This window comes from Arthrobacter sp. MYb229 (genome assembly GCF_002975405.1).
GTDB lineage: Bacteria > Actinomycetota > Actinomycetes > Actinomycetales > Micrococcaceae > Glutamicibacter.
Map to the genome: position 1 here is coordinate 311,311 of NZ_PCPS01000002.1, position 26,622 is coordinate 337,932.

The window sequence follows — 26,622 nt, forward strand, 5'->3', positions numbered from 1 at the left end:
TTCCCTGCAGAATCCGTGGCATATGGTGCCAGAAATGAACGCGCCAGGTAGAGGATGTCTCCAGCGGCAATCCGATGCTCGCCGCAGTCGAAAACACCGCGGGTCTCCCAGCTGACCTCGATGCTTGAAAGCTCTTGTTCGAGCCTGTAGCACTGGCGCTCGTCGGCCACGACCGCGATGATCGGTTCGATGAAGTCCAGCTCGGGATAGGGGCTGGGCTGCTCCCCTCCCGAAAAGGATCCTCAGCGTATTTCTGAAAGTTCTGCATCGCGGCAACTTATATCCTCTTCAATAAGCGGGCATGCCTGAAGATAACGGGCATTTCGATTGTAGGTGTCCGCTCCAAGACGCCTCCGACCAGGTTGTTCCGAACGGCTGTGCGCAGCGTGCTTCATGGAATCCGCTTCGGCGGGTTTTAGGCCGCTGGCTAGACTGAGTGGGTGATCAACTACACCCTGCGTCAAATACAGTATTTTGTCGCCGTCGCCGAAACCGGGTCCATCTCTGCGGCCGCCGGCGCCTGCCATATTTCGCAGGCCGCCATGTCGCAGGCGATGGACGAACTTGAACGGGTGGTGGGATCGCAGCTGCTGGTGCGGCGCCGGGCGCGCGGCGTGGTCCTCACCGCGGTAGGTACGGACTTCCTCCACGATGCCAAGCAGCTGGTGCGCCATGCCGAAGAGGTGCAGGATCAAATCGTGGAACGCCAAACCAAGCTCTCCGGACCGCTGGTCATCGGCTGCTACTCCTCGCTGGCGGCCTTCTGGATTCCGGTGATCTGCGAACGCTTCACCAACGTGCACCCGGACCTGCAGGTGACCCTCCTCGAGGGAGATGGCGCCGAGCTGCAGGAGCGGATGCTGCAGGGGCATCTGGATGCGGTGCTCACGCACACTCGGCATCTCCTGCCGCACGTGGGGTGGCGCCGCGTCATGTCGGGGCGGCCATATGTCCTGGTCGGAGGCAACCACCGTCTGGCCAAGCGAGGCAGTGTGGCGCTGTCGGAATTGGCGGAAGACGATTTCGTGTCCCTGGACATTCCGACGGTGCGCGATAACCAGCTGGTGAATCTGCGGATGTCGGGCCTGGATCCCAAGGTGCGTTGGAGTTCGCAGAGCTTCGAGGCCGTGCGCGGTTTGGTTGCCCGGGGTTTGGGCTACACGGTGCTGGTGCAGCGGCCCCCGGTCAATCTCAGCTATGACGGACTGCCGCTGGCGATCCTGGAAATTGAGGGTCCGGTCGGCGAGAGCGATATTTGTGTCGCCTATACTGCATCAAACCGTCCGAGCCTGCGGCTGCGCGCATTCCTCGACTTCTGTGAAGAGGTTGGAGCCGAAAAAGAAAACAGGGCTGGCTAGAGTCTTTGCGACTCCAGCCAACCCTGGATCTGTTCAGCGAGGCTACAGGTTCTCCGCTTCGAGATCCGCCTCGCGGCCCTCTTTCACCCCACGTATGGCAAGCCCGGCGACAATGAATGCGCCCGCCCAGACGGCGCCGGCAATCCACAGCGTTCCGCCACCGAGTAGCACCAAGCCGGTAACGATCATCGGGGTGAAGCCTGCCCCCACGGTGGAGGAGAGCTGGTACACCAGCGAAGCGCCGGTATAGCGGATCCGGGTGGGGAACAGCTCGGCGGTGAAAGCGCCGAAGGGTCCGAAGATCGTGGCCTGGATGATGCCGTTGGCGATGAACAGGGCGATGGCGAAGAGCCACAGCTCGCCCATTTCCAGCATCCACATGATCGGCAGGGCCATTACCGCGCCGGCGGCGATGCCAACCATCATGACCGGGCGGCGACCGAGCTTGTCGGAGTAGCGGGCGGCGAACCAGATGCCGATAACGGTCAGCGTAGCGCCGATGGCCTTCACATTCAGCACGGCCGTGCGGTCCATGCCGACCTCTTCAACCACATAGGCGACGGCCCAGACGGTCATCAGGCCCTGCACCGTGTAGGAGCTCATGCCGACCAGCGTTCCGCGGATCACCGAACCGGGGTACTTGGTGATGACCTCCAGGAAAGGGGTTTTGCGTTCTTCGGCTTTGCCTTCCAAGGCGAGGAAGAGCGGGGACTCGGCAACCTTGAGCCGGATGATCAGGCCGATGCCTACCAGCGCGATGCTGATCAGGAACGGGATTCGCCAGCCCCAAGCCAGGAACTGGTCATCGGGCAGGATGGAGATCGCGGAAACTGCGAGGGTCGCCAGCACCGCACCGGCCGGTCCACCCATATTCGCGAAGCTCGCGGCGAAGCCGCGGCGTTCCTTCGGGGCGTGCTCCAGTGCCATCAGCATGGCGCCTCCCCATTCGCCGCCCACGGCCAGGCCCTGGACGATGCGCAGCGTGATCAACGCGATCGGCGCGATCATGCCGATTTGAGCGGCCGGAGGCAGCAGGCCGATCAGCGTCGATGCGCCGCCCATCATTGCCATCGAGGTAATCAGCACGCCCTTGCGGCCCACCTTGTCGCCGAAGTGGCCGAAGACGATTCCGCCCAGCGGGCGGGCCAGGTAGCCAACGGCAAGAGTGGAGAAGGAGGCGAAGAGCGCCACGCCGGGGGTGAGCCCGATGAAGAACACCTTGTTGAAGACCAGCGAGGCGGCCGTGGCGTAGAGGATGAAGTCGTAGAACTCGATCGCGCTTCCAATGAAGCTCGAGGCGAGGATGCGACGCATCTGCGGGGAATTGAGCGAGGGAACTTTGAGCTCACCATCGCCCGTCGGCTGGTTTTGTGGCTTCACTGCATTGCTCATCGGGATGCCGCCATTTCACTGTGGATGCGGGAGAAGGATATTTTATCGAGGTCGTCGGGGACCAAGTAGGTACCGGAGAACTTATCGGCGTGCGAATGCCAGACGGATAGCGGGGTCGTGCCCGGCACCAGGTGGTGCAGGGCCAGGGTGCGTGCCCCGGCTTGGGCCGCGATCTCGATGGCCTGTTCGGCCGAGGTGTGGGCCCGTCGGTGATGGTCCATGGAGGCTTGGGATTCCAGCGTTCCAATCGAACCGTAGGTGCGCTGGACCCATTCGAAATCGATGGCTTCATGCAGCAGCAGGTCCGTGTCCCGGGCCAGCGTGACAAGGTTCTGGCAAGGCGAGGTGTCTCCGGAAATGGTGACCGAGCCTTCGCTGGTGTCGAAGCGGAATGCGAAGGCCGGCGCAATCGGCGGATGCTTCACCAGCGTGGCGCTCACTGTCACCAATTCATCTTGGTAGATCACGAATGGCTTGAATGCCTCCGGCGTCGGGTTCTCATTCGGGTGATAACCGGTGCCCGCAGGAATCTGGATGTCTTGGGCCGAGAAGTGATCCAGCGGGGAGGGGCGCAAGGCGTTGATCACCCGGTCGTTGAGGTCCGTTGCGTAGGCCTGCATCAGATGATCGAACATCGAGGCGGTGCCCGGCGTTGGATTCTGCGGGTAGAGCGCCTGCGGCGGAACGCTCGCCCTCGGGGAGGCCGGTGGCAAGGCGCCGCGCTCGCCGGGGCCGACAATGGCGATGGGTTCCTTATCGGCGGGCAGCGTGAACAGCCCGAAGATGGCTAGCGAGGCCAGGTCGATGCTGTGGTCGGAGTGCAGGTGGGTGAGGAAGATGCCGCGCAGGTTCGCCGGGCTGTAGCCCGCCTTCATCAGCTGGTTTCCCACGCCGGTGCCGGCATCTACGAGGTAGACGCTGTCACCGACGACTACCGCGGTGGAGATTCCTGCACGCTCGCCGGCGTGCTCGCCGGTCCACCAGCGTGGACCGCCTGCGGTGCCGAGGGTGACGACGTGGGGATTCAAATTGGTGGAGGCCATGTCTCTGCGACCTTTCGTTGTTCTAGTATCTACCAACCATTCTTATGCGCTGGCTCACATTCGTAAAACTGTTTTTATCTACCATTAACAATGGTTTTACTTATGAATGGGTCTGTAGACTTCAACGCGACGCGAAGCATCCTCAGGCGATGAGGGAGCATTGCGCATGATGTACTGAGTGGAAGCAACACGTACCTGTAGGAGTGGCATGTCTGATCACGAACGAAGCCGCCTCTCGCGCTGGGTCCTGCCTCATGGCGCGGAGCCGGATCCCCGGTTTACGCTAGCCAACGAACGCACCTTCCTGGCGTGGATCCGCACCTCACTGGCATTCCTTGCCGGTGGTACCGCGCTTGAGGCCTTCGCCGCCGAGGCTTTCCCCTCGCCGCTGCGCACTTGGCTCGCGGTGCTGATCATCGGCGTGGGAATTCTGATTGCCGCAGGTGCCGCGGTCCGCTGGGTCCGCGTGGAGCGCAGCATGCGCACCGGACGCCCGCTGCCGATACCTGCCATCGTTCCGCTCCTGGGCTTCGGCGCAGTGGCCGCTTCCATCGCGGCCGTGGCGATGATTGTCGGTTCGCGAGCCTGATGCGCGAGCCCATCCAGATCGCCGACCCGGGGCTGCAACCAGAGCGCACGGTATTTGCGTGGAGCCGTACCCTGGTGTCATTCCTTGTGGTCAGTGCCGTCTTCTTGCGCTGGCTGCCGCACTATGGCGTGGGTATCGTGTTGATGATCGCAATTTCCGCGACCATGGCGCTGGGAATCTTTGCCTCGCAGCGCGCTCGCTACCGGCGCATGGCCCTCGGCGTGAAATCCGAGCGGGTCAGGCCGGATATCGTCGCGGTGCTCATGACCACCCTGGTGCTGATCGCCATCGGCGTGTTCGGAATGATCTTGGTGCTCGGCCCGAGCTGAGGGCTGCGCGTACGGCTGTAGCCCCCTTTGGCTTTTCGCCGGCGCATGGGTGTTGCGGATTTCACTGGCAAGTGAGACGCGCGGAACGCGGGTCAGGTTCTAGACTTAGTTGGATAAAATCAACTATTTAGAGGAGCGCTCCGGCTCATGAACGCTGAGACTCAACCCAAAAGCCCGTTTAACTTCGTTCAGGTCCTGATTGCCGCCGCTGGTACTGGCTTCCTCAACGTCATCACCTACTTCATTGGCAGTTCCGCAGGAGCCACCATGGTGCTCGGTGAGAACACCGGTGAGCACATTGGCTTCGCTCAGGTCTACGGTTTCACCTTGCTGCCGATCCTCATCCTCGGGGCGGTGGTCTTTGTTATCGGCCGCGCCAAGCCAGCATTCTGCAAGGTCGCCCAGTGGTTGGGTCTGGTCGTTGCGGTTGTTTCGATCATCTTGCCAATCATGGCCGCCGGCGACATCGCTACCGCGCTCACCTTAAGCATCATTCACCTCTTCGTGGGCCTTGGCTTGTTCTTCGCGGTGCACTACGGCAACAAGAGCCTGCACACGAACTAGCAACCGAGCTCCTGCAACTCGACGCAAAATGCCTGCTGCCCACGGATAGAAATCCGTGGGCAGCAGGCATTTGTGAGCTCGTAGTTATTGAGTAGTGCTCTAGAACTGCAAGGCCGCGGGCCGGGACAATCCCAAGATTGTCCCGGCCCGCGGCCCTTAGTTGATGGAGTCAGTCGGTCTACGAATCCTGCAGGACCATCGCCTCGGAGCGCAGCTTGCGACGGCTCGCCGCATGCTTGACCATGGTCAGCGCCACCGCGGCGATCAGCAGAAGATACATGATGATCGTGGTCGGCGAGGAGACCAGGTAGCCCAGGTCGCCCTCGGACACGGTCAGCGCCCGGCGCAGGGAGGTTTCGGCCAGCGGCCCGAGGATCACGGCGATCAGCACCGGGGCTACCGGGAACTGGTAGCGGCGCATGATGAAGCCGAGGATGCCGATGGCCAGCAGGAACCAAAGGTCGATCACCGAGGAGCTCACCGCATAGACGCCCAGCATGGAGAGCACGGTAATTCCTGCATACAGGTAGTGCCGTGGCACCAGCAGCAGCTTGGCCCAAAGCCCGGCAAATTGCATGTTGATGATCAGCAGCATCACCAAGCCCACGAAGAGCGAGGCGAGCAGGGTCCAGACCATGTCGCCCGAGCGTTCGAAGAGCAGCGGGCCTGGCTGCATGCCGTACTGCTGGAACGCGGCGATCATCAGCGCCGCGGTCGCCGAGACCGGAAGCCCCAGGGCCAGCAGGGCGCCCATGGCCATGCCGGCGGTCGCGTTTCCGGCGGCCTCCGGGGCGGCCACGCCGTTGATGGAACCGGTGGTTCCGAACTCCGGATCCTTCCGCTTGGCGGCCAAGCGCTTCTCGGTGCCGTAGGCAAGGAAGGTCGGGATCTCCGCGCCGCCGGCCGGGATGACGCCGAAGGGAACGCCGAAGGCGGTGCCGCGCAGCCAGGCTGGCAGGGCCTTGCGGAAGTCCGCGCCGCTGAGCCTGATCCGGCCGCTGGCCGGGATCCGCAGGGCGCTGGGGTCGCGGTGGATCCGCGAGGCCACATGGATGACTTCACCCAGGGCCAGCAGGCCCACGGTGATGACCACGATGGACAGCCCGTCAAAGAGCTGCGGCAGGCCGCCGGTGAAGCGCACGGAACCGGAGATTCCATCCACCCCGATCAGCGCCAGGACCAGGCCGATGGACAGCGCGCCCAGCCCCTTGATGATCGATTCGGAGACCACCGAGGAGATGGCGACGAAGGCGAAGACGGCCAAGGCGAAGTATTCGGCCGGGCCGAAGGCGGTCGCCAGTTTCACCAGCGAGGGGGCGAAGAACACCACCAGCGTGGTGGCGATCAGCCCGCCGATGAAGGCGCCCATCGCGGCGGTGGCCAAGGCCCGGGCCGCCTGCCCGCTCTTGGCCATCTTGTGGCCCTCGAAGGTGGTGGCGATGGCCGAGGAGGCCCCGGGCGTATTGAGCAGAATTCCGGCCGTGGAATCGCCGAACATCCCGCCGAAGTAGACTCCGGCGAACATGATGAACGCGGCCGTGGGGTCCAGGCTGAAGGTGACCGGCAGCAGCAGGGCGACGGCCATCGAGGAGCCGAGGCCCGGCAGCACGCCGACCGCCGTGCCCAGCAAGGCGCCGATGAGCACCCACATGAGGTTCACGAGCGTCAACGCACCGGCGAAACCCGCCATTAAGTGACTGAGCTGATCCATTTAGAGCAAACCTCCCAGGAGCCCGGCGGGCAGGCTGAGGCCCAACCCGAGGCCGAACGCCAAATAGCTGATCGAGGAAACCATGGCGGCGACCCCGATGTCGAAAATCGGGCGGGTGCTGCCCAGCGCCTTGCAGATGGCCCAGAACAATCCGGCCGCGGAAATAATCCAGCCCAGCACCGGAAGCACGAGGATGAAGCAGGCGATGCCGCCGACGATCCAGGCGATCGTGGCCCAATCCGAGTACAGACGCACCCGGCCGGTGCGGCGCGGACGCTGTGCGCTGGCCCCGAGCACCTCGGTGCGCTGGGTGTCGCCCAATTCGGCCAGCATTTCGGCGGAGAAATCGGGGTTGCCGCTGTCGGTGCCCTGCGGGAAACGCCGGGTGCGCAGCACGGAAAGGCCATGCAGCACCGTCAGCGCATAGAGCACGATGCAGATGATCCAGGGGAAGAACTGCGGACCGGGCACGGTATCGCCCATGACGTTCATGGAGGCCGTGCCGATGGTCAGTGCGACGGCCAGGGCCAGCAGCAGCGCGGTAACCACCAGCTCGCTGCGGCCCGAGAAGAAACCGGTAATGCGTACGGTGTCTTCGGTGGTTTCTCTGCTCTGGGTGGTGCTCATAGTCCGAGTCCTTCCACGAGATCCGTGGTCGTGGCGATCTCCGCGTCGATGAATGCGTCGAGCTCATCGCCGACCATGTAGCTGTCGGTCCAGTTATTCCGGGCCACGGCGTCCTTCCACTGCTCCGTGGCATGGAATTCGGCCACGATCTGCTGCAGTTCGGCCTTCTGCTCGGCGGTTATGCCCGGGGCGGCGACGTAGCCGCGCCAATTGGCCATGGCCGCGTCGACCCCGGCCTCCTTGAAGGTCGGCACATCCACGCCGGGCAGGCGCTCTTCGGAGGAGATCGCCAGGGCGCGCAGGCTTCCGGTCTCGATCTGGTCGGAGAGCTCGTTGTAGCCGGAAACGGCCGCGCTGGTGGTGCCCGAAAGCACCGAGGTGATCGCCTCGCCGCCGCCGGAGTAGGGAATGTAGTTGACCAGCTGCGGGTCGATGCCCACCTCGCGGGCGGCCATGCCCATCAGCAGGTGGTCGATGCCGCCGAGCGAACCGCCGGCGATGGAGGTTCCGCCCGGGTCTTTCTTCCAGGCTTCAACGAAGTCCGCCAGGGTCTCCAGCTCGGAGTCGCCGGGGACCACGATCACCGCATAGTCATCGGCCAGCCGGGCAATCGGGGTGACGTCTTCCAGCGAGGTGCCCGAGTCGGCGAGTTCGATCGCGCCGATCATCACCCCGCCGGTGACCATCAGCATGTCCGAGCGGCCGGTCATCTGCGCGAACTGGCTCAGCCCGATGGTGCCGCCGGCACCGGGGACATTGACCACCTGCACGTTGTTGCTGATGCCATCGGATTTGATGGCCTGCTGCGCTTCGCGGGCAAAGCCGTCCCAGCCGCCGCCGGGAGAGGCCGGGGCCATGATCACGAGTTTCGCGCGCACCGTGTTCTCGCCGCCCGAGGCGGCCGAGGTCACCAGCGCGAGCGTGGCGATCAGAACGCTGGCGACCAGGAAGGCCACGTTCTTAAAATTGAGTTTGCTCATAGCTATCCGTAGGGTTCGAGTGATGAGGGGGATTCCGGCAGGCCGGAAGCGTCTTAGCTACGATCCCATGCAGTGATCCAAACCACTATCGAAAACGTGGTTTGGGTCATAGGTGCCATAAGAAAAATAAAGTTAACGCCGGAAGGCAGGCCATGAGACCCACCGCCACTCCGCTACCGCGCCGCCGTCGATTGCGCCTGCAGCTGGCCGGGCTGCAGGTGGTCATCGTCCTGGCCGTCGTGCTCGCGGTGGCGGTCGCGGTGATGGTGGTCGAGGACCAGCGGGTGCAGGACCAGGCCTATGCGCGGGTCGGCACGGTGGCCAGCCATGTGGGCAACGAGCCGGCGGTGATCGCCGCGCTGAACACCGAGGACGCCGCGCAGGTTATCGCGCCGATCGCCCAGCTGGCCCGCGAGGTGTCCGGGGTGGACTACGTCGTGGTGGTGGGGCTGGATAACATCCGCCTTTCGCACCCGGACCCGGAGCAGATCGGCCGGCCGGTGTCCACCGATCATTCGCTGATGCGCCAGGGGGAGAGCTTTTCCGGGATCGAATCCGGAACGCTGGGCCCCACCCTGCGGGTGAAGGCGCCGATCCGCGCCGACGGCCAGATCATCGGCACGATCTCCGTGGGGATCCTGCAAAGCGAGGTGCGTGCCCAGCTGAACTCCATCGTGGTGGGCTTCGCCCCGTGGATTCTGGGCGCCGCCGGCCTGGGCACGCTGCTCAGCCTGTCCGCGGCGCGCGCCATTCGCCGCCGCATCTTCGGGGTGGAGCCCGATGAGGTCCCGGGCCTGCTCCAGTCGCAGAATGCGCTGCTCTACGCGGTGAGCGACGGGGTGCTCGGCGTGGGACCCGCGGGGCGGATCACCCTGTGCAACGGGGAGGCCGAGACGCTGCTCGGATTGCGCGAATCGGTGGTGGGCCGCATCGCCGAGGAGGTGCTGGACCCGCTGCTCGGCACGATGCCCGAGGAGGGGGCCCGGCAGGTGCTGGTGGGCGAACGGGTGCTGGTGGTCTCGCGGCGCAATGCGGTGGCCGGAGCTGCCCGGGCCGATGCAGGTTATACGCTGACCCTGCGCGACCGCACCGCGCTGGAGGCTTCGCTGCGCGAGCTGGCCGGCCAGCGCGGACTGGCCGATGCCCTGCGCGCGCAGACCCACGAGTTCGCCAACCGGCTGCATGTGCTCTCCGGCTACCTGTCCGTCGGCGCGCACCAGAAAGCGCAGGAATACATAACCCGGATCGCCGGTCCGCAGGAGCGCACCGCGGTGGAACTTCCGGACCCCGGGTTGGCCGGGGTGCTTTCGGCCAATGCCGCGGTGGCCCGGGAACATGGGGTGTCCTTCGAGGTGTCGGCGCAGTCGCTGGTCGCGGCGGGCGCCGGGGCCGACGGCGACCTGCTGACCGTGCTGGGCAATCTGCTCAGCAACGCGATCGAGGCGGCCGGCGACGGGGGCCGGGTCGAGGTCTTTGTCCGGCTGGCCGGGCAGCAGGCCGAACTGCGGGTGGAGGACAGCGGCCCCGGGGTGCCCCCGGAGCAAGCCGAACGCATCTTCACCCGCGGAGTCAGCGCCAAGGATCAAAGCACGCAGCCCCATGGGATCGGGCTGGCCCTGGTCCAGCGGATTATCCAGCGCAGAGGTGGGACAATCGAGGTTGGAGACTCCGCGCTGGGTGGCGCGCAATTCGCCGCCCGGTGGCCGGCGGCAACAGGGCAGGGGAACTAAGCTATGCGCCAGATCGAAACGCTGATCGTCGACGACGACCCGGATGTGCTGGCCATGCACGAACTTTTTGTTGCATCCACCGACGGATTCCGTGTCGCGGCCACCGCCACCCGCGCCGCGGAGGCGCTGGCCTGCCTGGAGGCGAATGCGGGAATCGAGCTGATCCTGCTCGACGTGCACCTGCCGGACGGAAATGGCGTCGAGGTCCTCGCCGAGGTGCGCGCCCGGTTCAGCCAGGTGGGGGTCATCATGATCACCGCAGCCGCCGATGCGCCCACGGTGCGCGGAGCCATCGGCCAGGGGATCGACGGGTACCTGGTCAAGCCTTTCGCCGTCGGGGAATTCCGCAGGCGGCTGGACCTGTTCCGCCAGGCGCGGATCGCCGCGCCGGAACGCTTGGCCCAGTCGGATATCGACGTGCTGCTGCGCGAAGAGGCCGAATCGACGGGATCCGGGCCGGCGCCGGCCCCGACCGGCAGCCTGCCCAAGGGCTACGCGCAGGCCACCCTGGATCTCATCGCCGACGCGGTGCGCGGGGTGGACGCGGATATTTCGGCGGCCGAGGTCGCCGAGGCCTGCGGGGTCTCCCGGGTCAGCGCCCGGCGGTATCTGGACCTGCTGGAGCGGCGCGGACAGGTGGAACTGCGCCCGCGCTATGGTTCGGCGGGGCGCCCGGAACACCGCTATCGCTGGGTTCGCCGCTGAGCCGCCGGCGGCTCGCGGCTGTCAGCTGCCCTCGTTCCCATGTTTCTTTGACTCCCCGCGGGCTTTCTTCTTGTAGTACCGCTCCCGTGCCTTGTGGCCAGCTTGGCGTTTGATCTCCGCGGCATCTTCCGCGAAATATTCACTAGTCATCGCCTTGAAATCCTGGAACTTGGCTTGCTCCTCTTCCGGGGTTGGCCCGGGCTCCCAACTTCGCAGCCAGAGCACTTCGCTGGTGTTGATCACCGCAACGATGGCAGTTATCAACACGGCTGCATCCATGGCTCCGGTGACTGCGAACGCAGAAGCGAACGCGATCAACACCGACGCCGACAGCGGGAGCAGCACGTAGCCGAGCCCGCCGGGAGCGGCCCGATATTCCCGCACAACTATTGGGCGCTCGATGACGGCGCCGAGCACCTCCGAAACCACGAACGACACGATCAAGGCAATAACGAGTTTGCCGAAGGTCGCGTCCACGCTGATGAACCATGTGCACAGCCAGGCAACGGCCAGGGCCAGAAGTCCTTTCACCGCACCCGTCGTCAGTCGTCCCGCGATGGCGTTCCCGAGCGTCGGAAACCTGATTTCATCTGCACTCATTTTAATCCTGCCTACTACTTTTCTTACGCGGAACAGGCGGTGGCAGCGCCATCTGGGCCAAGAACTGCTTGCTGGCATCTGCAGTTCCTTGGCCCATCTGCGCGCTGAATGAACCACCGCGAATCGCGCCCCAGATTCCTTTGGCCCGCGCGTTGGCTCGTGGGGTCGGCTGTTTCTGGATCTTCTGGCAGGGATTCCAATGTCCGGATAAGTGCGCCTAACCCGGCAGCTGGCATTGCAGCAGCTCCTGCTTGCGCATGCCGAAGCAGGAGTGGCAACCGTATCGGCAATCGACGCCCTGGCTTCCTGCACAAGGTAGATTCCCCGTCAGCGAGTTTTTGCGCTTCAACAAAATGGCAGCGCCCAACTACCGGTGTTCGTGACATGTTGGTGCATTGCGCATTCGAAAGTTTCCTTGTCGATTAGTCTCCTTTAAGACCCTAGCCCTGATTAATTACCCTAGTCAACGAGCCGCCCTCATCCTTTAGTGGGAAGGGAGGCTGAAACTCGCACCGCTGATTCATGGATCCTGCGGAAAAGATGACGCATCCACCGGAGAGGAGGGATTGCAGCAAAAGCGAGAGGACCACCACAATGCGGGCGTATTGCCGGTGCAGTGGGTGGTCCTGATCGGTGACTTGATCCATCCGAGGCGAGGCTTGCCTGGAACCCGCTGGGCTGGAGTGCGTGGATTCGTCCCCTGCGCTGATCGTGATATCGCACTTCTGCGCCTGCTCTGGTGGTTTGCGAGACGCTGAGTTTGCCTAGCCGTCTTCGAGATGCTTGGCGGCGGCCAGCGTTACCCGTGCCTGGCGCAGTAGCGGTTCATCGACCATCTGGCCTTCAAAGGCGAAGACCCCCGGATTGGTTTCGGCCGCGGCGAGGATCCGTTTGGCCCGCTCGAGCTCGGCCTGGCCGGGCCGGAAGGCTGCACGGATCACCGGCATCTGATTCGGATGGATGGAGGCCTTGGCGGCGAAGCCCGAGGCCTTGGCATCTCGCGCTTCGGCCAAGAGCCCCGCGGTATCCGGAATATCCAGGTAGACCGAGTCGATCGCTGCCTTGCCCTGGGCTACCGAGTGCAGCAGCACCTGGGAACGGGCGAAGCGTGCCACCTCGCGGTAGTTCCCCGCTTCCGTGCGCGAAGAGGTTCCGCCCAGCGAAGCCATGAGATCTTCGGCCCCCCACATCACCGCGACCACATTGCGAGCCGCCGCGATCTCGGAGACGCTGGTGATGCCCTTCGCTGTTTCGCACAGCGCAACCACCTCGTAGCCTTGCAAGCGCGCCGGATCGGCGGCCGATTCGCTCTTGGGCAGCATCACCGTGCGGTAGGCGGTCAGCCTCAGCGCCGCCAGATCCGCAGTGAAGAACTCGGAGTCCGCCGGATTGACCCGCACGATGGTCCGTGCCGGATCCAGGGCGCTGTCCAGCAGCGCCCGGCGGGCGGAGTCCTTGCTTTCCGGCGCCACGGCATCTTCCAAGTCGATGATGACCGCGTCGGCGCGTGCGGCGGCCTTGGCATAGCGCTCGGGGCGGTCCGCCGGGCAGAAGAGAATCGCGGGGCCCATGGCGAAGCTACTCATTTGCGGCGGCTTCAGTGGAATCCAGGGAGTCCAAGTGCGCTTGCCGGGTCCACATCAGGCAGGTGCGGGTCGCGGTGGCGACGATGTCCCCGTGCTGGTTCCGCCCGGTGTGGGTCATCGAGGCCAGACCTTGTCCGGGGCGGGACTTCGACTCGCGCAGGGCGGTGACCTCGGTTTCGGTGTAGAGGGTGTCCCCGTGGAACATGGGGTGCGGGAATTTCACATCATTGATTCCCAGCTGCCCCACGATGGTGCCCTCGGTGAGCTGCCCCACCGATTGGCCGATCATGGTGCTCAAGGTCAGCAAGGAATTCACCAGCGGCTTGCCGAACGGCTGGGTTGCGGCCCACGCCGCGTCGAGGTGCAAACCTTGATTGTTCATGGTCATGGTGGTGAACTGCACGTTGTCGGCCTCGGTGAGCGTGCGCCCGGGCTTATGCACATATGCGGCCCCGAGCTTCAGCTCATCGAAGTACAGTCCGCGCTGTTCGAAACGTTGTTGCGTAGGCTCGCTCATGCGTTTTGCTCCTGAATTTGTGGTTCCACCGTGGCCACCAGCTGCTTGGCCTTCACCAGATCGCCGACGTTCAGCCCGGTCATGCGCACCGTGCCGGTCGCCGGGGAAAGCAGCTGGTGCTCCATTTTCATTGCCTCGATGCTGACCAGCAGCTGCCCCTCGGACACCTGTTCGCCGTCGGCTACCTGGACCGAGATCACGGTGCCGGGCATCGGGGTCTCGACATGCGGGGAGAACGTGCCCGACGCCTTGGCCAGCGTGGCCAGGTGCCGTTCGAGCACCTCTTCGCGGGGGAGCTTGCGCACCGCTCCGGTCCACCCGTCTTCGCTGAGCCACAAGGTGCCGTCCGCGGCGAACGCGTGGTGAATCCCGGTGCGCTGCCCGTTGATGGAGTAGTTCCCGGAGCCCAGATCCCGCACCGCATACTCGTCCCCGGCAAGCAGAATGCGGCTTGAGCTGTCCCCGCCGTGCACGGTGAGCGCAACTTGCTGCTCTTGCACTTCATAGTGCTGCGGTGTCCCGTGGTTGTGCTGCGCCCGCCAGCCGTCGCGGCGGGTCCACGGGGTATCCGCGGTGTGCAGCCGGCCGTGCTCCAAATGGGCCGCCAGCGCCAGCTCGCGCGCGCCGGGGGACCGGAAGGAGAACTCGTGCATCTTCCGTTCGATCAGGTTCGTGTCCAGCCGCCCGGCCGCCACGTCCGCGTCGGCCAGCAGCAGGCGCAGGTATTCGCTGTTGGTCAGCACGCCGAGCACCACGCATCGGGACAGGGCGCGGTCAAGCCGGGATAAGGCCTCGGTGCGGTTTTCGCCCCAGGCGATGAGCTTGGCCAGCATCGGGTCGTAGTGCGCGCTGATTTCGAGTCCATCGCGCAGCGAGCTGTCCACGCGCAAGTGTTCGCCGGCCGGTTCGCTGACCCGCAGGATGGTTCCGACCGAAGGAAGGAACCCTTCCGCGGGGTCCTCGGCGTAGAGCCGTGCCTCGATGGCATGCCCGGTGAGCGTGACATCGCGCTGGGCGAAGTCCAGTCGCTGCCCGGCGGCGATGCGCACCTGCCAGTCCACCAGGTCCAGCCGGTTGCCGTTGACCCTGGCGACCTCTTCGGTGACCGGATGCTCCACCTGCAGCCGGGTGTTCATTTCCATGAAGAAGAACTCGTCCGGGTTCTCGTCGCTGACCAGGAATTCGACGGTTCCCGCACCCACGTAACCCACCGACTCTGCGGCGGCCACGGCCGCCGCCCCGATGCGTGCGCGGATTTGCGCGCCCTGCTCGAGGTTCTCGAACAGCGGAGCCGGAGCTTCTTCGATCACCTTCTGATGCCGGCGCTGCAGCGAGCATTCACGTTCGCCCAGGTGCACGGTATTGCCGTGCGCATCGGCCAGGATCTGCACCTCGATATGGCGCGGGTTGCGCACCAGGCGTTCGAGGAACAAGGTTTCGTCTCCGAAGGCGTTGCGCGCGGTTCGCCGCGCGCTGGCCAGTGCTTCGGGAAGCTGGTCCGGGGATTCGACGGCGAACATTCCCTTGCCGCCGCCGCCCGCGGAGGGTTTGATCAGCAGCGGGAAGCCTACCTGTTCGGCGGCCTCGTGCAGCTGGGCATCGCTCAGCCCGGGCTCGGCGATGCCCGGCACGACGGGCACCTGGTGGGAGAGCACGTGATTCTTCGAGCGGATCTTGTCGCCCATGAGGTTGATCGAGTTCACCGGAGGCCCGATAAAGGTGATTCCGGCGTCCTGAAGGGCGCGGGCGAACTCCACGTTTTCGGAGAGGAAACCGTATCCGGGGTGGACCGCCTGAGCGCCGGTGTCCTTGCAGGCTTGGAGCACCGCGGGGATGCTGAGGTAGCTCTCATTGGCAGGGGAAGCCCCGATGCGCACGGCGGTATCGGCCTCGCGCACGTGCAGCGCCCCGGCATCCGCGTCCGAGTACACCGCCACCGAACGGATCCCCAGGGTGCGCAGGGTGCGGATGATGCGTACGGCGATTTCGCCGCGGTTGGCGATGAGGACCGTGTCAAATAGTTTTGTATCCATGATTGTCTCCTCGCGCTACATCCGGAATAGGCCGAAGGAGGTCTCCGGCAATGGTTGACGGGCGCAGACGTCCAGGGCCAGGCCCAGGACCCGGCGGGTATCGGCCGGATCGATGACTCCGTCGTCCCACAGGCGTGCGGTGGAGTAGTAGGGGTTTCCCTGGCTCTCGTACTGCTCACGGATGGGCGCCTTGAAGGCCTCTTCGTCTTCGGCGCTCCAGCTTCCGCCCGAGGCTTCGATGCCGTCGCGTTTGACCGTGGAGAGCACGGAAGAGGCCTGGTTTCCGCCCATCACCGAGATGCGCGCCGCCGGCCACATCCACAGGAAGCGCGGGGAGTAGGCCCGGCCGCACATCGAGTAATTTCCGGCGCCGAAGGATCCGCCGATCACCACGGTCAGCTTGGGCACGCGTGCGGTGGCTACGGCGGTGACCATCTTGGCTCCGTGCTTGGCGATGCCATCTGCCTCGTAGTCGCGGCCCACCATGAACCCGGCGAGGTTCTGCAGGAAGAGCAGCGGAATGCCGCGCTGGTCGCAGAGCTCGATGAAGTGCGCGCCCTTCAGCGCGGACTCGGAGAACAGCACGCCGTTGTTCGCGATGATGCCCACCTGGTGGCCGTGGATACGGGCGAAGCCGGTGACCAGGGTGGTGCCGTACTCGGCCTTGAATTCATGGAATTCACTGCCGTCGACCAACCGCGTGATGACTTCGCGGACGTCGTAGGGGGCATTGACGTCTACCGGCACGCAGCCGGCCAATTCGCTGGCCGGGTAGCGCGGCTCGGCCACCTGCTCGGCGATTCTCCAGGCCGGGGCGGGATTCTCCGGGAGCGTGGAGAGGATGTCGCGGACGATCATGAGCGCATGTTCGTCGGTTTCGGCCAGGTGGTCCACCACTCCGGAGGTTTTGGCATGCAGATCCCCGCCGCCCAGCTCCTCGGCGGTAACGATTTCGCCGATGGCGGCCTTCACCAGGGGAGGGCCGCCGAGGAAAATGGTTCCCTGGTTGCGCACGATCACCGTTTCATCGCTCATCGCCGGGACGTAGGCGCCGCCGGCGGTGCAGGAGCCGAGCACCGCGGCGATCTGCGGGATCTTCTTGGCCGACAGGTTCGCCTGGTTGAAGAAGATCCGGCCAAAATGCTCGCGGTCCGGGAAGACCTCGTCCTGCATGGGCAGGAACGCTCCGCCGGAGTCGACCAGATAGACGCAGGGCAGGCCGTTTTCCAGCGCGATCTCCTGGGCGCGCAAATGCTTCTTGACGGTGATCGGAAAGTAGGTGCCGCCCTTGACCGTGGCGTCATTGGCGATGACCAGCACATGCCGGCCGTGCACCAGCCCAACGCCGGCGATCATGCCGGCGCCCGGGCTCGCCCCGTCGTACATGTCCTCGGCGGCCAGCGGGGCGATTTCCAAGAAGGGGGAGCCGTCGTCCAGGAGCTGGTTGACGCGGTCCCGGGGCAGCAGCTTGCCGCGGTCCACATGGCGCTGGCGGGATTTCTCGGATCCGCCGCGGGCGGCGCGCTCCAGGCGGCGGTGGAGCTCATCGGTGAGCGCCGTGTATTCGGCCGCGTTGCGCTGGTAGGCAGCGGAGCTGGTGTCGAGCTGTGAGTGCAGGGTCTTCACTGGGTTCCTTAGCTGACGGTCTGCTGGGCTTGGATGGTGGCCGGTTCGCTCGCGAGTCGGCGTGGAATGGCCAATAGGTCGCCGAGTTGCTGCGGCGCTTCGGTGACCGCAAGAATTCTGTAGGCCATGGCAACGAAGTTTTGCTGGACTTGGCTCAGGCTGAGCCTGCCGTCCGGGCGGTACCAGTGGGCCACGCCGGTGCCCATTTCCATCACCGCAAGTCGTGCCATGGTCAGGTCATCGGTGGCGAATTCGCCGGCCGCCTGGCCGGCAGCCAGCACCTTGGAGAAGAGCGATTCGTAGTGGTCCCGGAGTGCTTGCATTTGTTCCTGCGCCGGACCGGTCAAGGCGCGCATCTCGTATTCGGCGACACGCGCGGTGAGCGGATTGGTGGCGGTGAATGCCACATGGAAAGCGATCAGCCTCGCGAGCTGCCGGGTGGGTTGTTGCTCGCCGGCGATTGCTGCGCGGCCGCCGGCGATCATGGCGTTCAGGCAGTCGGAGATGATCCGCATGAGCAGATCCTGCTTGCTGCCGACATAGTGATAGAGGGTGGCCGAGTTGATGCCGGCCGCGGTGCCCAGTTCCCTGATTCCCGTGGCGGCGAAGCCCTGCTGGGCGAAGCGTGCGACGGCCGCTCGCTGTACCTGGTCGATGTCCATGCTCTTGAATCGCTTTCGCCCAAAGACTGAGAGTCAATCAATCAATCGATTGATTGACTCTCAGTCAAGTCGGAAATGCGAGCTGTGTCAAGGGTCACTTTAGCCAGTGCGGGGAGAAGGCTGCGGGCCGGGCCAAATGCTTGCGCATTCGGCCCGGCCCGCGGATTTGTCGGAAAGCTCCTCGTTTAGCGCTGGCGCAACCACACGGTGGTTGCCGCGGGAAGCTGGCCTGCTGCATCCAGCGGACCGCTCGCCAGCAGGACTTCACCGGCCGGCAGCTGCTGAGCCTGCGCGGTGAAGTTGGTGAAGCTCACCCAACCATTCGGCCGGGAAAAGCCGAGCGTGCCGGACTCGGTCGCCAGCCAGGAGAGCGATTCGTCGCTTTGCAGCTCGCGGCGCAGCTTCAGTGCCTCGCGGTAGAGTTCCAGCGTCGAGCCCTCGACCCCGGACTGTGCCGCTACCGCGTACCGGCCAAAATCCTTTGGCTGCGGCAGATGCGCTTCGCCGGAGCCGAACCCGAAGGAGGAACCGCTCGCTTCCCAGGGCAGCGGGACGCGGCACCCGTCACGGCCGACTTCCACTGCCTTATTCCTGAAGAATGCGGGATCCTGGCGCTGCTCATCCGGAATGCCTGTCACCTCCGGAAGTCCCAATTCCTCGCCCTGGTACAGGTAAGCGCTGCCGGGCAGCGCCAGCTCCAGCAGGGTCGCCGCGCGAGCGCGGCGCAGCCCCAGCTCCACATCCACCCGGGCGGGATCCGCACCCTGCAGCAGCCAAGTCTTCGCTGCGTCCGGATCGCCGGTTGCTTCCAGCCCATAGCGGGTGGCGTGGCGAACCACATCGTGGTTCGAGTACACCCACGTGGTCGACGAGCCGGCGGCGGAAGCCTGAGCGAGGTTGAAGGAGATGATCTTCTTGAACGCCTCGGCTTCGAAGTCCGCCTGCAGCAGATCGAAGTTGAACGCTTGGCCCAACCCGGTGGCCCGGGCATAGGCAGGGCGGCGGTCGGCATTGGTCCACGCTTCGGCGACCGCAATGCGCGGTGGCTCGTATTCGTTGAAGACCTCACGCCATTCGGCGTAGACCTCATGCACCTCGTCGCGATCCCAGATCGGATGGGTGCCGTCCCATGGGTGGGCGTCGAGTTGTGCCTTATCCGGCAGCTCGGTCAACGGGATGTCCTTGGTCAGCGCGTGGGCCACATCCACGCGGAAGCCATCCACCCCGCGGTCGGACCAGAATCTCAAGGTCTTGCGGAAGTCTGCGCGGACTTCTTCATTGGACCAATTGAAGTCCGGCTGTTCCTTGGCGAAAAGATGCAGGTACCACTGGCCGTCGCCCACGGCGGTCCAACCCGGTCCGCCGAACAAGGATTCCCAATCGGCCGGCGGCAGCTCGCCATCCTGGCCCAGGCCGTCACGGAAAATATAGCGCTCGCGCTCGGCCGATCCCTTCGGTGCGGCGAGCGCCGCCTTGAACCACTCGTGGCGGTCCGAGGAATGATTCGGCACGATATCCACGATGACCCGAATGCCTGCAGCGTGCAGCGCAGCGGCCATCCGGTCAAAATCCTCCAACGTGCCCAGGCGGGGATCAACATCGCGGTAGTCGTCCACGTCATAGCCGCCGTCGGCGAGGGCCGAGGGGTAGAACGGGGAGAGCCAGACGGCATCGATTCCGAGCTCCTTCAGGTAGGGGACCTTGGAGGTGATGCCGGGCAGGTCGCCCAGGCCGTCGCCGTTTGCGTCGGCGAAGCTGCGCGGGTAAATCTGATAGACGGCGGCCTGGCGCCACCAGTTGGCATCCGGCGAAAGGCCGGCGGAGTTCTGCATATCTTGCAAGGTCATCTTGCTTCCTTCCGGAAATGTTGTCTGCTTCTAAATGTAGATGGTTCAGGGGAGGGGCGGCTTAGGATTTCACCGCCCCTTGGGTGAGCCCGGACATGACCCAGCGTTGGGTGAACAGGTAGGCCACGATGCTTGGCGCCATCGCCATCAGGTAGGAGGCGAAGGAGACGTTGTAGTTATTTGAGAACTGGGTCTGGAAAAGCTGCTGGACTACCGGCAGGGTCTGGTCGGCCTGTTCGGCAATGATCAGCGAAGGCATCATGAAGTCATTCCAGGAGGCCAGAAACGCGAAGATCGCCACGGTGGCACTCATCGGCGCCATCATCGGGAAAATGATCCGCCAGTAGGTGGTCCAGGTGCCTGCGCCGTCGATGCGGGCGCTTTCCTCCAGCTCTCCGGGCAGGCCGCGCAGGAAGGCGGTGAAGAGCAGGACGTTGAAAGACAGCCCGAACATCACGTGCAGAATGGCTACGCCTACCGGGTTATCCAGCCCGAAGAGTCCGGTGAGCTTCACCTGGGAGAGCGCGAGCACCGGAAACGGGAGGAACATCGCGGCCAGCAGGTAGTAGAAGCTGAGCCGGTAGAGGCGCTTATGCCAGTTGCGGTGAATCGCATAGGAAGCCATGGAAGCGAGCATCACTCCGCCGAGCACCGTGGCCAGGGTGATCAGCAGCGAGATGGTGAAGGCGCGGGGGAAATTGACCAGCTCCCAGGCCGCGGTGAAACCCTCGATGGAGAACGGGCGCGGGAGCGAGAAGGCTTTCCCGTCAACTGCTTGAGCGGCCGACTTGAACGCCATGGAGACGGTCACGAACAAGGGGATGAGCACCGTGAGGGCGCAGGCCACCAGCACTCCGGTGGCCCACCAATTGATGCGTTCGCGTCCAATTCGTGCGCGGGAACGCTTGTTCAGCCGTTGCTGGAGGGTAACGCTCATTTGGCCACTCCCTTACTTGTCAGGCGCAGCTGGAGCAGCGCGATCATCAGCGAAATGAGGAAAAAGACGGTGGCGTTGGCCATCTGGTAGGCGTAATCGCCGCGTTCAAATCCGGTGAAGATGGTCATGGCGATGGAGCGTGTGGCTACTCCCGGTCCGCCATTGGTCAGGCCGACGATGATGTCATAGGCACCGAGGAAGTTCTTGAAGCCAATGATCATGTTGATTCCGATGTACCCCACCATGAGCGGCAAGGTCACCGCCTTGAGCTGCCCGAAGGCGCTGGCTCCATCGAGCGAGGAAGCCTCGTAGAGGTCATAGGGAATCGCCATCAGCCCGGCTATGTAGATCAGCATGGCCGACGGGATCGCCTGCCAGGCGGTGACGATCACGATGGAGATCCAGGCGTAGTCGGGGTTGGCCAGAATTGAGGACTTCAAGAAGTCCAATCCGATGGTTTCTCCGAAGGCCGGCAAGGTGTTGGAGAAGACGAAATTGAAAACGTAGGCGATCACGATGCCCGAAATGACCATGGGCATCACGAAGATGGCCCGTAGCGCGACCCGCGCACGGATCTGCGCGGTCAGCCCGATGGCGAGCAGAAAGGCGATGAGGTTGGTGATGATCACGGTGATGAATGCGAAACCAAGGGTGAAGCCGTAGGCGCCGATGATGGCCGGGTCGGTGAACAGAGCCAGGTAGTTGGTCAGGCCAATGATCTGGTAGTCGCCGAAGCCGACCGAGTCGGTGAAGCTGAAGAACATGCCCATCAATGCGGGAACCGTAATGGCGATGGTGAAGCAGATCAGCGCGGGAAGCAGGAATGCCAGATAGGTCCATTCGATACGCCGGCGCCGTGGCGGGCGCGCAGGCGCGGCGGGTTGAGCTTCGGGCGTGGGTTTGATTGAGGTCGTCAGAGCCATGATTCGTCCTTAGCTGACTAGCCGCGCTGGGCTAGTCGAGCCCAGTCCGCGTCGAGGGTGGCCAACGTCTGTTCTACGCTGCTTCCGGTCACGAGGCCCTGCATGTAGTTCTCGAAGGGGATGGTGCGCGGGATGGCGGTGGAAACTCCCTGGAAGACCTTGCCGCGATCGATATAGGGCTGCAGCTGCACCAGGCGTTTGTCCTTGGCCGGAGGGGAGTCCGAGCGCACTCCGAAACCGAGGGCCATCTCGTTATAGGGGTTCTGGACTTCGGGCCGGCAGAGGAATTCGAGCAGTTCACGCGCTTCATCCTGGTGCTCGGACTGTTCCGGGATCCAGAGCGCCAGGTCGATATTGACGCGGACCTTCAGATCGTCCGGATCCTCGGTCATGGGCAGCGGGAAGGTGCCGATATTGGCGCTGGGGTTGGTCTTGGAGATTTCGGGCAGTGCCCAGGGGCCTTGGAGGTACATGGCCGCTTGGCCGTTGGCGAAGGCGAGGTTGCCGTCGCCGTAGCCGCGGTTCGCCGCATCCTTATTGGAGAACTTGGCCAGTTCCTGCATGCGCAGCAGCGGGTCGGTGAAGGCCTGGGAGAAGGACAGTTCGGAGCCGGGAGTGAAATCCGCGCCGACGCTTCGCAGCGCGGCGAAGAATTTGTTGATGTCCACGGCTCCGCCCAGGGTGTAGTCCGCCAGTCCCTGGGATGCGGTCCACGCGTCCTTGAAGGTGGAGTAGATCGGGGTGACCTTCAGGTCCACGAGCTCTTCGCATAACGCCACGAATTCCGAGTAGCGCTGCGGGATGGCCAGGTTGTGCTTGGCGAAAATATCCTTGTTGTACAGGACAGCGGCACCCATCATCGAGTAGGGCAGCACCGAGGTGCGCCCCGGGTAATCCGGATAGAGCGCGAGCAGTTCGTTGACGAAGGGAGCGTTCATCTGGACCTGTGGCAGATCCGAAAGGTCCGATAGCGCGCCGCGTTCCTGGAAGCGTGCCATCTCATAGTTGTAGTTCAAGCAGCCAAGATCCGGCGGGTCGTTGCGGGCAAAGGCCGCCGAGAGTCCGGCCGTCACTTCGTGGACCGCGGATATGGAAGATTGGGCGCCGTTGAACTCGCTGAGCAGGTCGCGGAAGTAGGGGACGACCTCCGGCTTTGACTGGTTGAATCGAATCGAGGTGCGAGTGCTGGTAGCGCCGCAGCCCGCGAGCATCAGGGTCCCTGCGGCTGCCAAAGACGAGATGAATGTTCTGCGGGACAGGGCTCTGGACAGCGTGGTAGATCCTATGTTCATGGGTATCTCCGACGGTCGAATGAAGTGGGTCACTTTATTTTCTCAGTAAATTTAGCATCTAAATAAATATCCGTCTATACTCAAATGGTGAAATCAATGACCGATTCCAGCAACCAGCATTCCGCGACGGAGCCCGGCGCCACCTCCATGCGACGCCTGAATACCCAAAAGGTCCTCAAGGCGACCTGGGATCGCGGGCTGGTGACCGCCAGCGAGCTCATCGAGCTCACCTCGCTCACCCGGGCAACCGTGCTGAACCAGGCAAAAGAGCTCGTGGCCACCGGCTGGCTGCGTGAAGCGGAGGACACCCGTGCCGCCGGAGCATACTCGAAAGGCCGTCCGGCCCTGCGTTATGAACTCGACGCCGCCAAATCGGTAGTCGCCGGAATCGATGCCGGCCAACACCGGATCTCGCTGGCGCTCGCCGACCTGCGCGGCAAGGAGATTGAACGCCGGTCCCTGAGCGTGGAGCCGGGCGCATGCGGGGAAGAGCGGCTTCGCATCACCGAGGAACTTCTTCGCGGAACCCTGGAGAAGCACGGAGTTCAAAAGCTCGGCGCCCTGGTTATCGGGGTCCCCGCTCCGGTGGATTCCGGTGGTTTTTCGCCAAAGGTGGCCGATGGCTTCTGGGCCGCGATGAACCCGGACTGGCGTGCGCAGCTGGCGGAATATACCCACCTGTTCTCGGTTGAAAACGACGCGAACCTGGCGGCGGTGGCGGAACTTGGACTCGAAGAATCCGATTCCTTCGCCGCGCTGATGGTCGGCGAACGATTCGGTGCCGGAGTGGTCATCGACGGGCACCTGTTGCGCGGAACCCACGGGCTAGCCGGAGAGATGCGCTTCCTTTCGCATGTCACCGGGGTGGGCGATGCGCTGGGGCTTGGCTACCTCGCACGAGAACAAGCGAGGCATGCACTGGCAGGCGGGGCCGAAAGCTCGCTTCGGCGGATTCCCGCCGAACTGGTGCGCGCCGAGGATGTTTTCCAAGCGGCCGCGCAGCAAGATCCGTTGGCACTGGAAATCCTGGAATCGCTCGGGCGGCGGCTGGCAAAGGTCGTGGCCGTGATTTCCGGTTTCGCCGGGCTGCAGAAGGTCATTCTCTCGGGTGCCATGGCGGGAATCCTGCAGCCGGTGATCGATATCGCCGACCGTGAATTAGCCAGGGAACCAGAGCTCACCTGTGTGCAGTTGGCCGTTTCCGAGCTGGGCGCGGAGGTGGCATTGCAAGGGGCCATCTCGCGCGGCATCGAATTGGTCCGGGCAACCGCGCCCTTCGAAACGCAGAACCGATGAATTCCCGGTGACCCCGACCTCCATCGATAGCGCCGACCGCCGGGCGCGCGGCGCGGTATCGGCCTTGTTTCTGACCAATGGTGCGTTGTTCGCAAATATGGCGCCGCGCCTTCCCGAGCTGAAGGACACTTTCGGGCTGGGCGAAGCGGCCTACGGTTTTCTGGTGATCGCCTGGCCGGTAGGCGCAATCATTGCCGGCCTGGCGGCCGGCTGGCTCATTCGCCGCTTTGGCTCGGCGCTTGTGGCCGTGGCCGGAACCATGCTCACCGGAGCTGCGCTGCTCGGCGCCGGCTCGGCCCCGAGCCTCGCGCTGCTCGCCGCGGGCTTCCTACTCGGCGGCGCAATGGATGCCATCACCGATGTGGCGCAGAATTCCCACGGGCTCCTTGTGCAGCGACGCTATGGACGCTCGATCCTCAATTCTTTCCATGCATTGTGGTCGGTGGGCGCCGTCCTTGGCGGTTCCATGGCCGCCGGAGCCATGGCGTTGAACCTGTCGCTGAGCGTGCACTTGGGCATCTCGCTGCTGATATTCGCGGCCGTCGCCTTGACCGCCCTCAAATTCTGCCTTCCCATGGGAAAACCGCAAGCCGGACTCGAAGAGGTATCCGAGGACCGCCCTGCCGATCCCTCCCCGGGCACCGCGCGCACGGCGCGCAACCACACCCTGTGGATCATGGTCGCGTTGGTGCTGATTTCCACCGCGGGGGTCATGACGGAGGACGCGGGCAACTCCTGGGCCGCGCTGTATCTTGCCGATTCGCTGGGGACTTCGGCCTCTTTCGCGGCGCTTGGCTATATTTCGCTCGTCGGCGCCCAGTTTGTGGGTCGAATTCTTGGCGACGGCATGGTTGACCGCTTCGGACAGCGTTTGGTCGCCCAAATGGGTGCCGTCTGCCTCATCCTCGGCATGGGGTTGGCGCTCGCCTTCCCGTCGGTGCCGGGAAGCGTGCTGGGTTTCGCGGCTGCCGGATTTGGCGTGGCGACCCTGGTTCCGGCCGCGATGGAACATGCAGACAGGCTGCCGGGCCTTGCCCCAGGCACCGGGTTGAGCGTGGTCTCGTGGCTGATGCGTCTGGGATTCCTGATCTCGCCGCCGCTGGTTGGATTTGTTGCCGAGGGCTGGGGGCTTCGAGCCGGGCTGTTGCTCGTCCCGCTGGTGGGCGTCATCGTGCTGTTGTGCTCGCCGGTGCTGCGGGCAAAAGCACCGCGCTAGCAACGCTAATTCACGGCCCGCATGCCCCTCGGACGTCATCTTGGTTCGATGCCGGCGAAATATGACACCTCATTTTTAATGAATCAATTAGGCCACCGTAGAATACAAGTCACTATTTAGAACGGAAACCGATCTAACTCACCACATCGAGAGCATGGTCGGTGCTGGCTCGACTTATCCGGGTGGGGTTGGCCAGAGCGTGCCGAGGGGATAACACATGTCTAAATCCGCCAACTCCGTAGCCGGCACAGCGTCTTCCAAACAGGAAGATCCGGTTCAGCTGAACAGGCGCCGATTCTTTTCGGCGGCGGGTGGAGTACTTGCCCTGGCCGGCCTTGCAGCCTGCACATCGCCGCAGAATTCCGCGACGGCTCCGAGCCCGGTAGGTGATCACGCCCCGGCCGCCGCCAAGGCACCTAGTACCCCCGGCCAAGCCCTTGAAATGCTCAAGACCGGCAACAGCAGATTCGCCGAAGGCCGGCCAAAGCACCCGAACCAAACAAGCCAGCTGCGAAGCGACCTTGCAGAGCACCAAGAACCATGGGCCTTGGTCCACGGATGCGTTGATTCTCGGGTTGCCCCCGAGCTCGTCTTCGACCAAGGGATTGGCGACCTCTTTGTCACGCGAACCGCTGGTGCGGTACTCGACGACACCCTCGTGGGGAGCATGGAGTTTGCGGTCAGCAGCCCCTATGAGGTCCCGGTCATCGTGATCCTCGGGCACACCGCCTGCGGAGCGGTGACCGGCACGGTCGAAGCCCTCGAGAAGAACGCAAAAACACCGAAGGCCCCGGGAGAAATGATCGATTTCATCAGCGAGATCGCGCCGGCGGCGCGTGAGGCGGAACCGGTGCCGGACAAGTCAGAACACATCAACAACGTGGTCCGGATGAATACCGTCGCGGTCGCCGCCGCGCTTGTTGAACGCTCGGAGATCATCCGTGCGGCGGTCAACGCCGGGCGCACCGAAGTCATTGCGGCCGTCTATGATCTGCAGACCGGGTTGGTTGACTGGAATCCCGTCGTCGCCTAGGGGCACCAGTAGCGCAGCTGCAAGCG

The 26,622-nt window shown here is 64.1% G+C and carries 24 protein-coding genes; 9 read left to right on the forward strand and 15 right to left on the reverse strand.

Annotated features, from left to right (window positions below; all coding sequences use genetic code 11):
- Positions 1–440 precede the first annotated feature (440 nt).
- Positions 441–1,358: a LysR family transcriptional regulator gene (locus CQ019_RS07925; RefSeq protein WP_105569385.1), complete on the forward strand. Its 918-nt coding sequence runs from the start codon at positions 441–443 to the stop codon at positions 1,356–1,358.
- 42 nt (positions 1,359–1,400) lie between these two features.
- On the opposite strand, the gene CQ019_RS07930 is transcribed toward CQ019_RS07925, so the two are convergent.
- Positions 1,401–2,750, reverse strand: a complete 1,350-nt coding sequence (locus tag CQ019_RS07930) for an MFS transporter (protein ID WP_105569386.1) — start codon at positions 2,748–2,750, stop codon at positions 1,401–1,403.
- Positions 2,747–3,793, reverse strand: coding sequence for an MBL fold metallo-hydrolase (locus tag CQ019_RS07935; protein ID WP_105552527.1), 1,047 nt, complete (start codon positions 3,791–3,793; stop codon positions 2,747–2,749). The genes CQ019_RS07930 and CQ019_RS07935 overlap by 4 nt, the downstream gene beginning before the upstream one ends.
- A gap of 208 nt (positions 3,794–4,001) precedes the next feature.
- Here CQ019_RS07935 and CQ019_RS07940 point away from each other — a divergent pair, with 208 nt between their 5' ends.
- The 3 genes from CQ019_RS07940 (at position 4,002) to CQ019_RS07950 (ending at position 5,275) form a co-directional block, all read left to right on the forward strand.
- A complete protein-coding gene (locus CQ019_RS07940; protein WP_105552528.1) occupies positions 4,002–4,382 on the forward strand; it encodes a YidH family protein in 381 nt (126 codons plus the stop codon).
- Positions 4,382–4,711 carry a DUF202 domain-containing protein gene (locus CQ019_RS07945; protein ID WP_105552529.1) on the forward strand — a complete coding sequence of 110 codons (330 nt, stop codon included), beginning with the start codon at positions 4,382–4,384 and terminating at the stop codon, positions 4,709–4,711. Before CQ019_RS07940 ends, CQ019_RS07945 begins: the two co-directional genes overlap by 1 nt.
- 147 nt (positions 4,712–4,858) lie before the next feature.
- Positions 4,859–5,275: a DUF6069 family protein gene (locus CQ019_RS07950; protein WP_105569387.1), complete on the forward strand. Its 417-nt coding sequence runs from the start codon at positions 4,859–4,861 to the stop codon at positions 5,273–5,275.
- 178 nt (positions 5,276–5,453) lie between these two features.
- Here CQ019_RS07950 and CQ019_RS07955 read toward each other — a convergent pair whose 3' ends face one another.
- The 3 genes from CQ019_RS07955 to CQ019_RS07965 are packed head-to-tail and all read right to left on the reverse strand — an operon-like array spanning position 5,454 to position 8,593.
- Positions 5,454–6,986, reverse strand: a complete 1,533-nt coding sequence (locus tag CQ019_RS07955; protein WP_105552531.1) for a tripartite tricarboxylate transporter permease — start codon at positions 6,984–6,986, stop codon at positions 5,454–5,456.
- Positions 6,987–7,613: a tripartite tricarboxylate transporter TctB family protein gene (locus CQ019_RS07960; protein ID WP_105569388.1), complete on the reverse strand. Its 627-nt coding sequence runs from the start codon at positions 7,611–7,613 to the stop codon at positions 6,987–6,989.
- Entirely contained in the window at positions 7,610–8,593 is a 984-nt protein-coding gene (locus tag CQ019_RS07965) for a tripartite tricarboxylate transporter substrate binding protein (protein ID WP_105552533.1), read from the reverse strand. Before CQ019_RS07965 ends, CQ019_RS07960 begins: the two co-directional genes overlap by 4 nt.
- A 152-nt stretch (positions 8,594–8,745) precedes the next feature.
- On the opposite strand from CQ019_RS07965, the gene CQ019_RS07970 reads away from it, so the two are divergent.
- Both CQ019_RS07970 and CQ019_RS07975 read left to right on the forward strand, forming a co-directional pair.
- Positions 8,746–10,323, forward strand: coding sequence for an ATP-binding protein (locus tag CQ019_RS07970; protein ID WP_105569389.1), 1,578 nt, complete (start codon positions 8,746–8,748; stop codon positions 10,321–10,323).
- A 3-nt stretch (positions 10,324–10,326) separates the two neighbouring features.
- Complete coding sequence (locus CQ019_RS07975; protein ID WP_105569390.1) at positions 10,327–11,028, forward strand: response regulator; 702 nt, start codon at positions 10,327–10,329, stop codon at positions 11,026–11,028.
- A gap of 21 nt (positions 11,029–11,049) precedes the next feature.
- Here CQ019_RS07975 and CQ019_RS07980 read toward each other — a convergent pair whose 3' ends face one another.
- The 10 genes from CQ019_RS07980 to CQ019_RS08030 all read right to left on the reverse strand — a co-directional run bounded on the left by CQ019_RS07980 (position 11,050) and on the right by CQ019_RS08030 (position 23,051).
- Positions 11,050–11,628, reverse strand: a complete 579-nt coding sequence (locus tag CQ019_RS07980) for a hypothetical protein (RefSeq protein WP_105569391.1) — start codon at positions 11,626–11,628, stop codon at positions 11,050–11,052.
- Positions 11,629–12,392: 764 nt separating this feature from the next.
- Positions 12,393–13,214: a CoA ester lyase gene (locus CQ019_RS07990; protein ID WP_181148330.1), complete on the reverse strand. Its 822-nt coding sequence runs from the start codon at positions 13,212–13,214 to the stop codon at positions 12,393–12,395.
- Positions 13,207–13,731, reverse strand: a complete 525-nt coding sequence (locus tag CQ019_RS07995; RefSeq protein ID WP_105569394.1) for a MaoC family dehydratase — start codon at positions 13,729–13,731, stop codon at positions 13,207–13,209. Before CQ019_RS07995 ends, CQ019_RS07990 begins: the two co-directional genes overlap by 8 nt.
- Positions 13,728–15,764, reverse strand: a complete 2,037-nt coding sequence (locus CQ019_RS08000) for a biotin carboxylase N-terminal domain-containing protein (RefSeq protein WP_105569395.1) — start codon at positions 15,762–15,764, stop codon at positions 13,728–13,730. Before CQ019_RS08000 ends, CQ019_RS07995 begins: the two co-directional genes overlap by 4 nt.
- Before the next feature lie 15 nt (positions 15,765–15,779).
- On the reverse strand, positions 15,780–17,390 hold the full coding sequence (locus CQ019_RS08005; RefSeq protein ID WP_105569396.1) for a carboxyl transferase domain-containing protein: 1,611 nt from the start codon (positions 17,388–17,390) through the stop codon (positions 15,780–15,782).
- 8 nt (positions 17,391–17,398) lie between these two features.
- Entirely contained in the window at positions 17,399–18,052 is a 654-nt protein-coding gene (locus tag CQ019_RS08010; protein WP_096288754.1) for a TetR/AcrR family transcriptional regulator, read from the reverse strand.
- Positions 18,053–18,237: 185 nt separating this feature from the next.
- Complete coding sequence (locus CQ019_RS08015) at positions 18,238–19,899, reverse strand: glycoside hydrolase family 13 protein (protein WP_105569397.1); 1,662 nt, start codon at positions 19,897–19,899, stop codon at positions 18,238–18,240.
- A 61-nt stretch (positions 19,900–19,960) separates the two neighbouring features.
- Complete coding sequence (locus tag CQ019_RS08020) at positions 19,961–20,836, reverse strand: carbohydrate ABC transporter permease (protein WP_105569398.1); 876 nt, start codon at positions 20,834–20,836, stop codon at positions 19,961–19,963.
- The gene (locus tag CQ019_RS08025; protein WP_105569399.1) at positions 20,833–21,759 is read right to left on the reverse strand and encodes a carbohydrate ABC transporter permease; all 927 of its coding nucleotides are present in this window, start codon (positions 21,757–21,759) and stop codon (positions 20,833–20,835) included. The genes CQ019_RS08020 and CQ019_RS08025 overlap by 4 nt, the downstream gene beginning before the upstream one ends.
- Before the next feature lie 17 nt (positions 21,760–21,776).
- Positions 21,777–23,051 (reverse strand): ABC transporter substrate-binding protein, encoded by a 1,275-nt coding sequence (locus tag CQ019_RS08030; RefSeq protein WP_105569400.1) that lies wholly within the window; start codon positions 23,049–23,051, stop codon positions 21,777–21,779.
- Positions 23,052–23,147: 96 nt separating this feature from the next.
- Between CQ019_RS08030 and CQ019_RS08035 the strand changes: the two genes are divergently transcribed.
- The 3 genes from CQ019_RS08035 to CQ019_RS08045 all read left to right on the forward strand — a co-directional run bounded on the left by CQ019_RS08035 (position 23,148) and on the right by CQ019_RS08045 (position 26,596).
- Complete coding sequence (locus tag CQ019_RS08035) at positions 23,148–24,347, forward strand: ROK family protein (protein WP_181148332.1); 1,200 nt, start codon at positions 23,148–23,150, stop codon at positions 24,345–24,347.
- A gap of 7 nt (positions 24,348–24,354) precedes the next feature.
- Positions 24,355–25,563 (forward strand): MFS transporter, encoded by a 1,209-nt coding sequence (locus tag CQ019_RS08040; RefSeq protein ID WP_258133904.1) that lies wholly within the window; start codon positions 24,355–24,357, stop codon positions 25,561–25,563.
- 217 nt (positions 25,564–25,780) lie between these two features.
- Complete coding sequence (locus tag CQ019_RS08045) at positions 25,781–26,596, forward strand: carbonic anhydrase (RefSeq protein WP_105569402.1); 816 nt, start codon at positions 25,781–25,783, stop codon at positions 26,594–26,596.
- Positions 26,597–26,622: the final 26 nt, after the last annotated feature.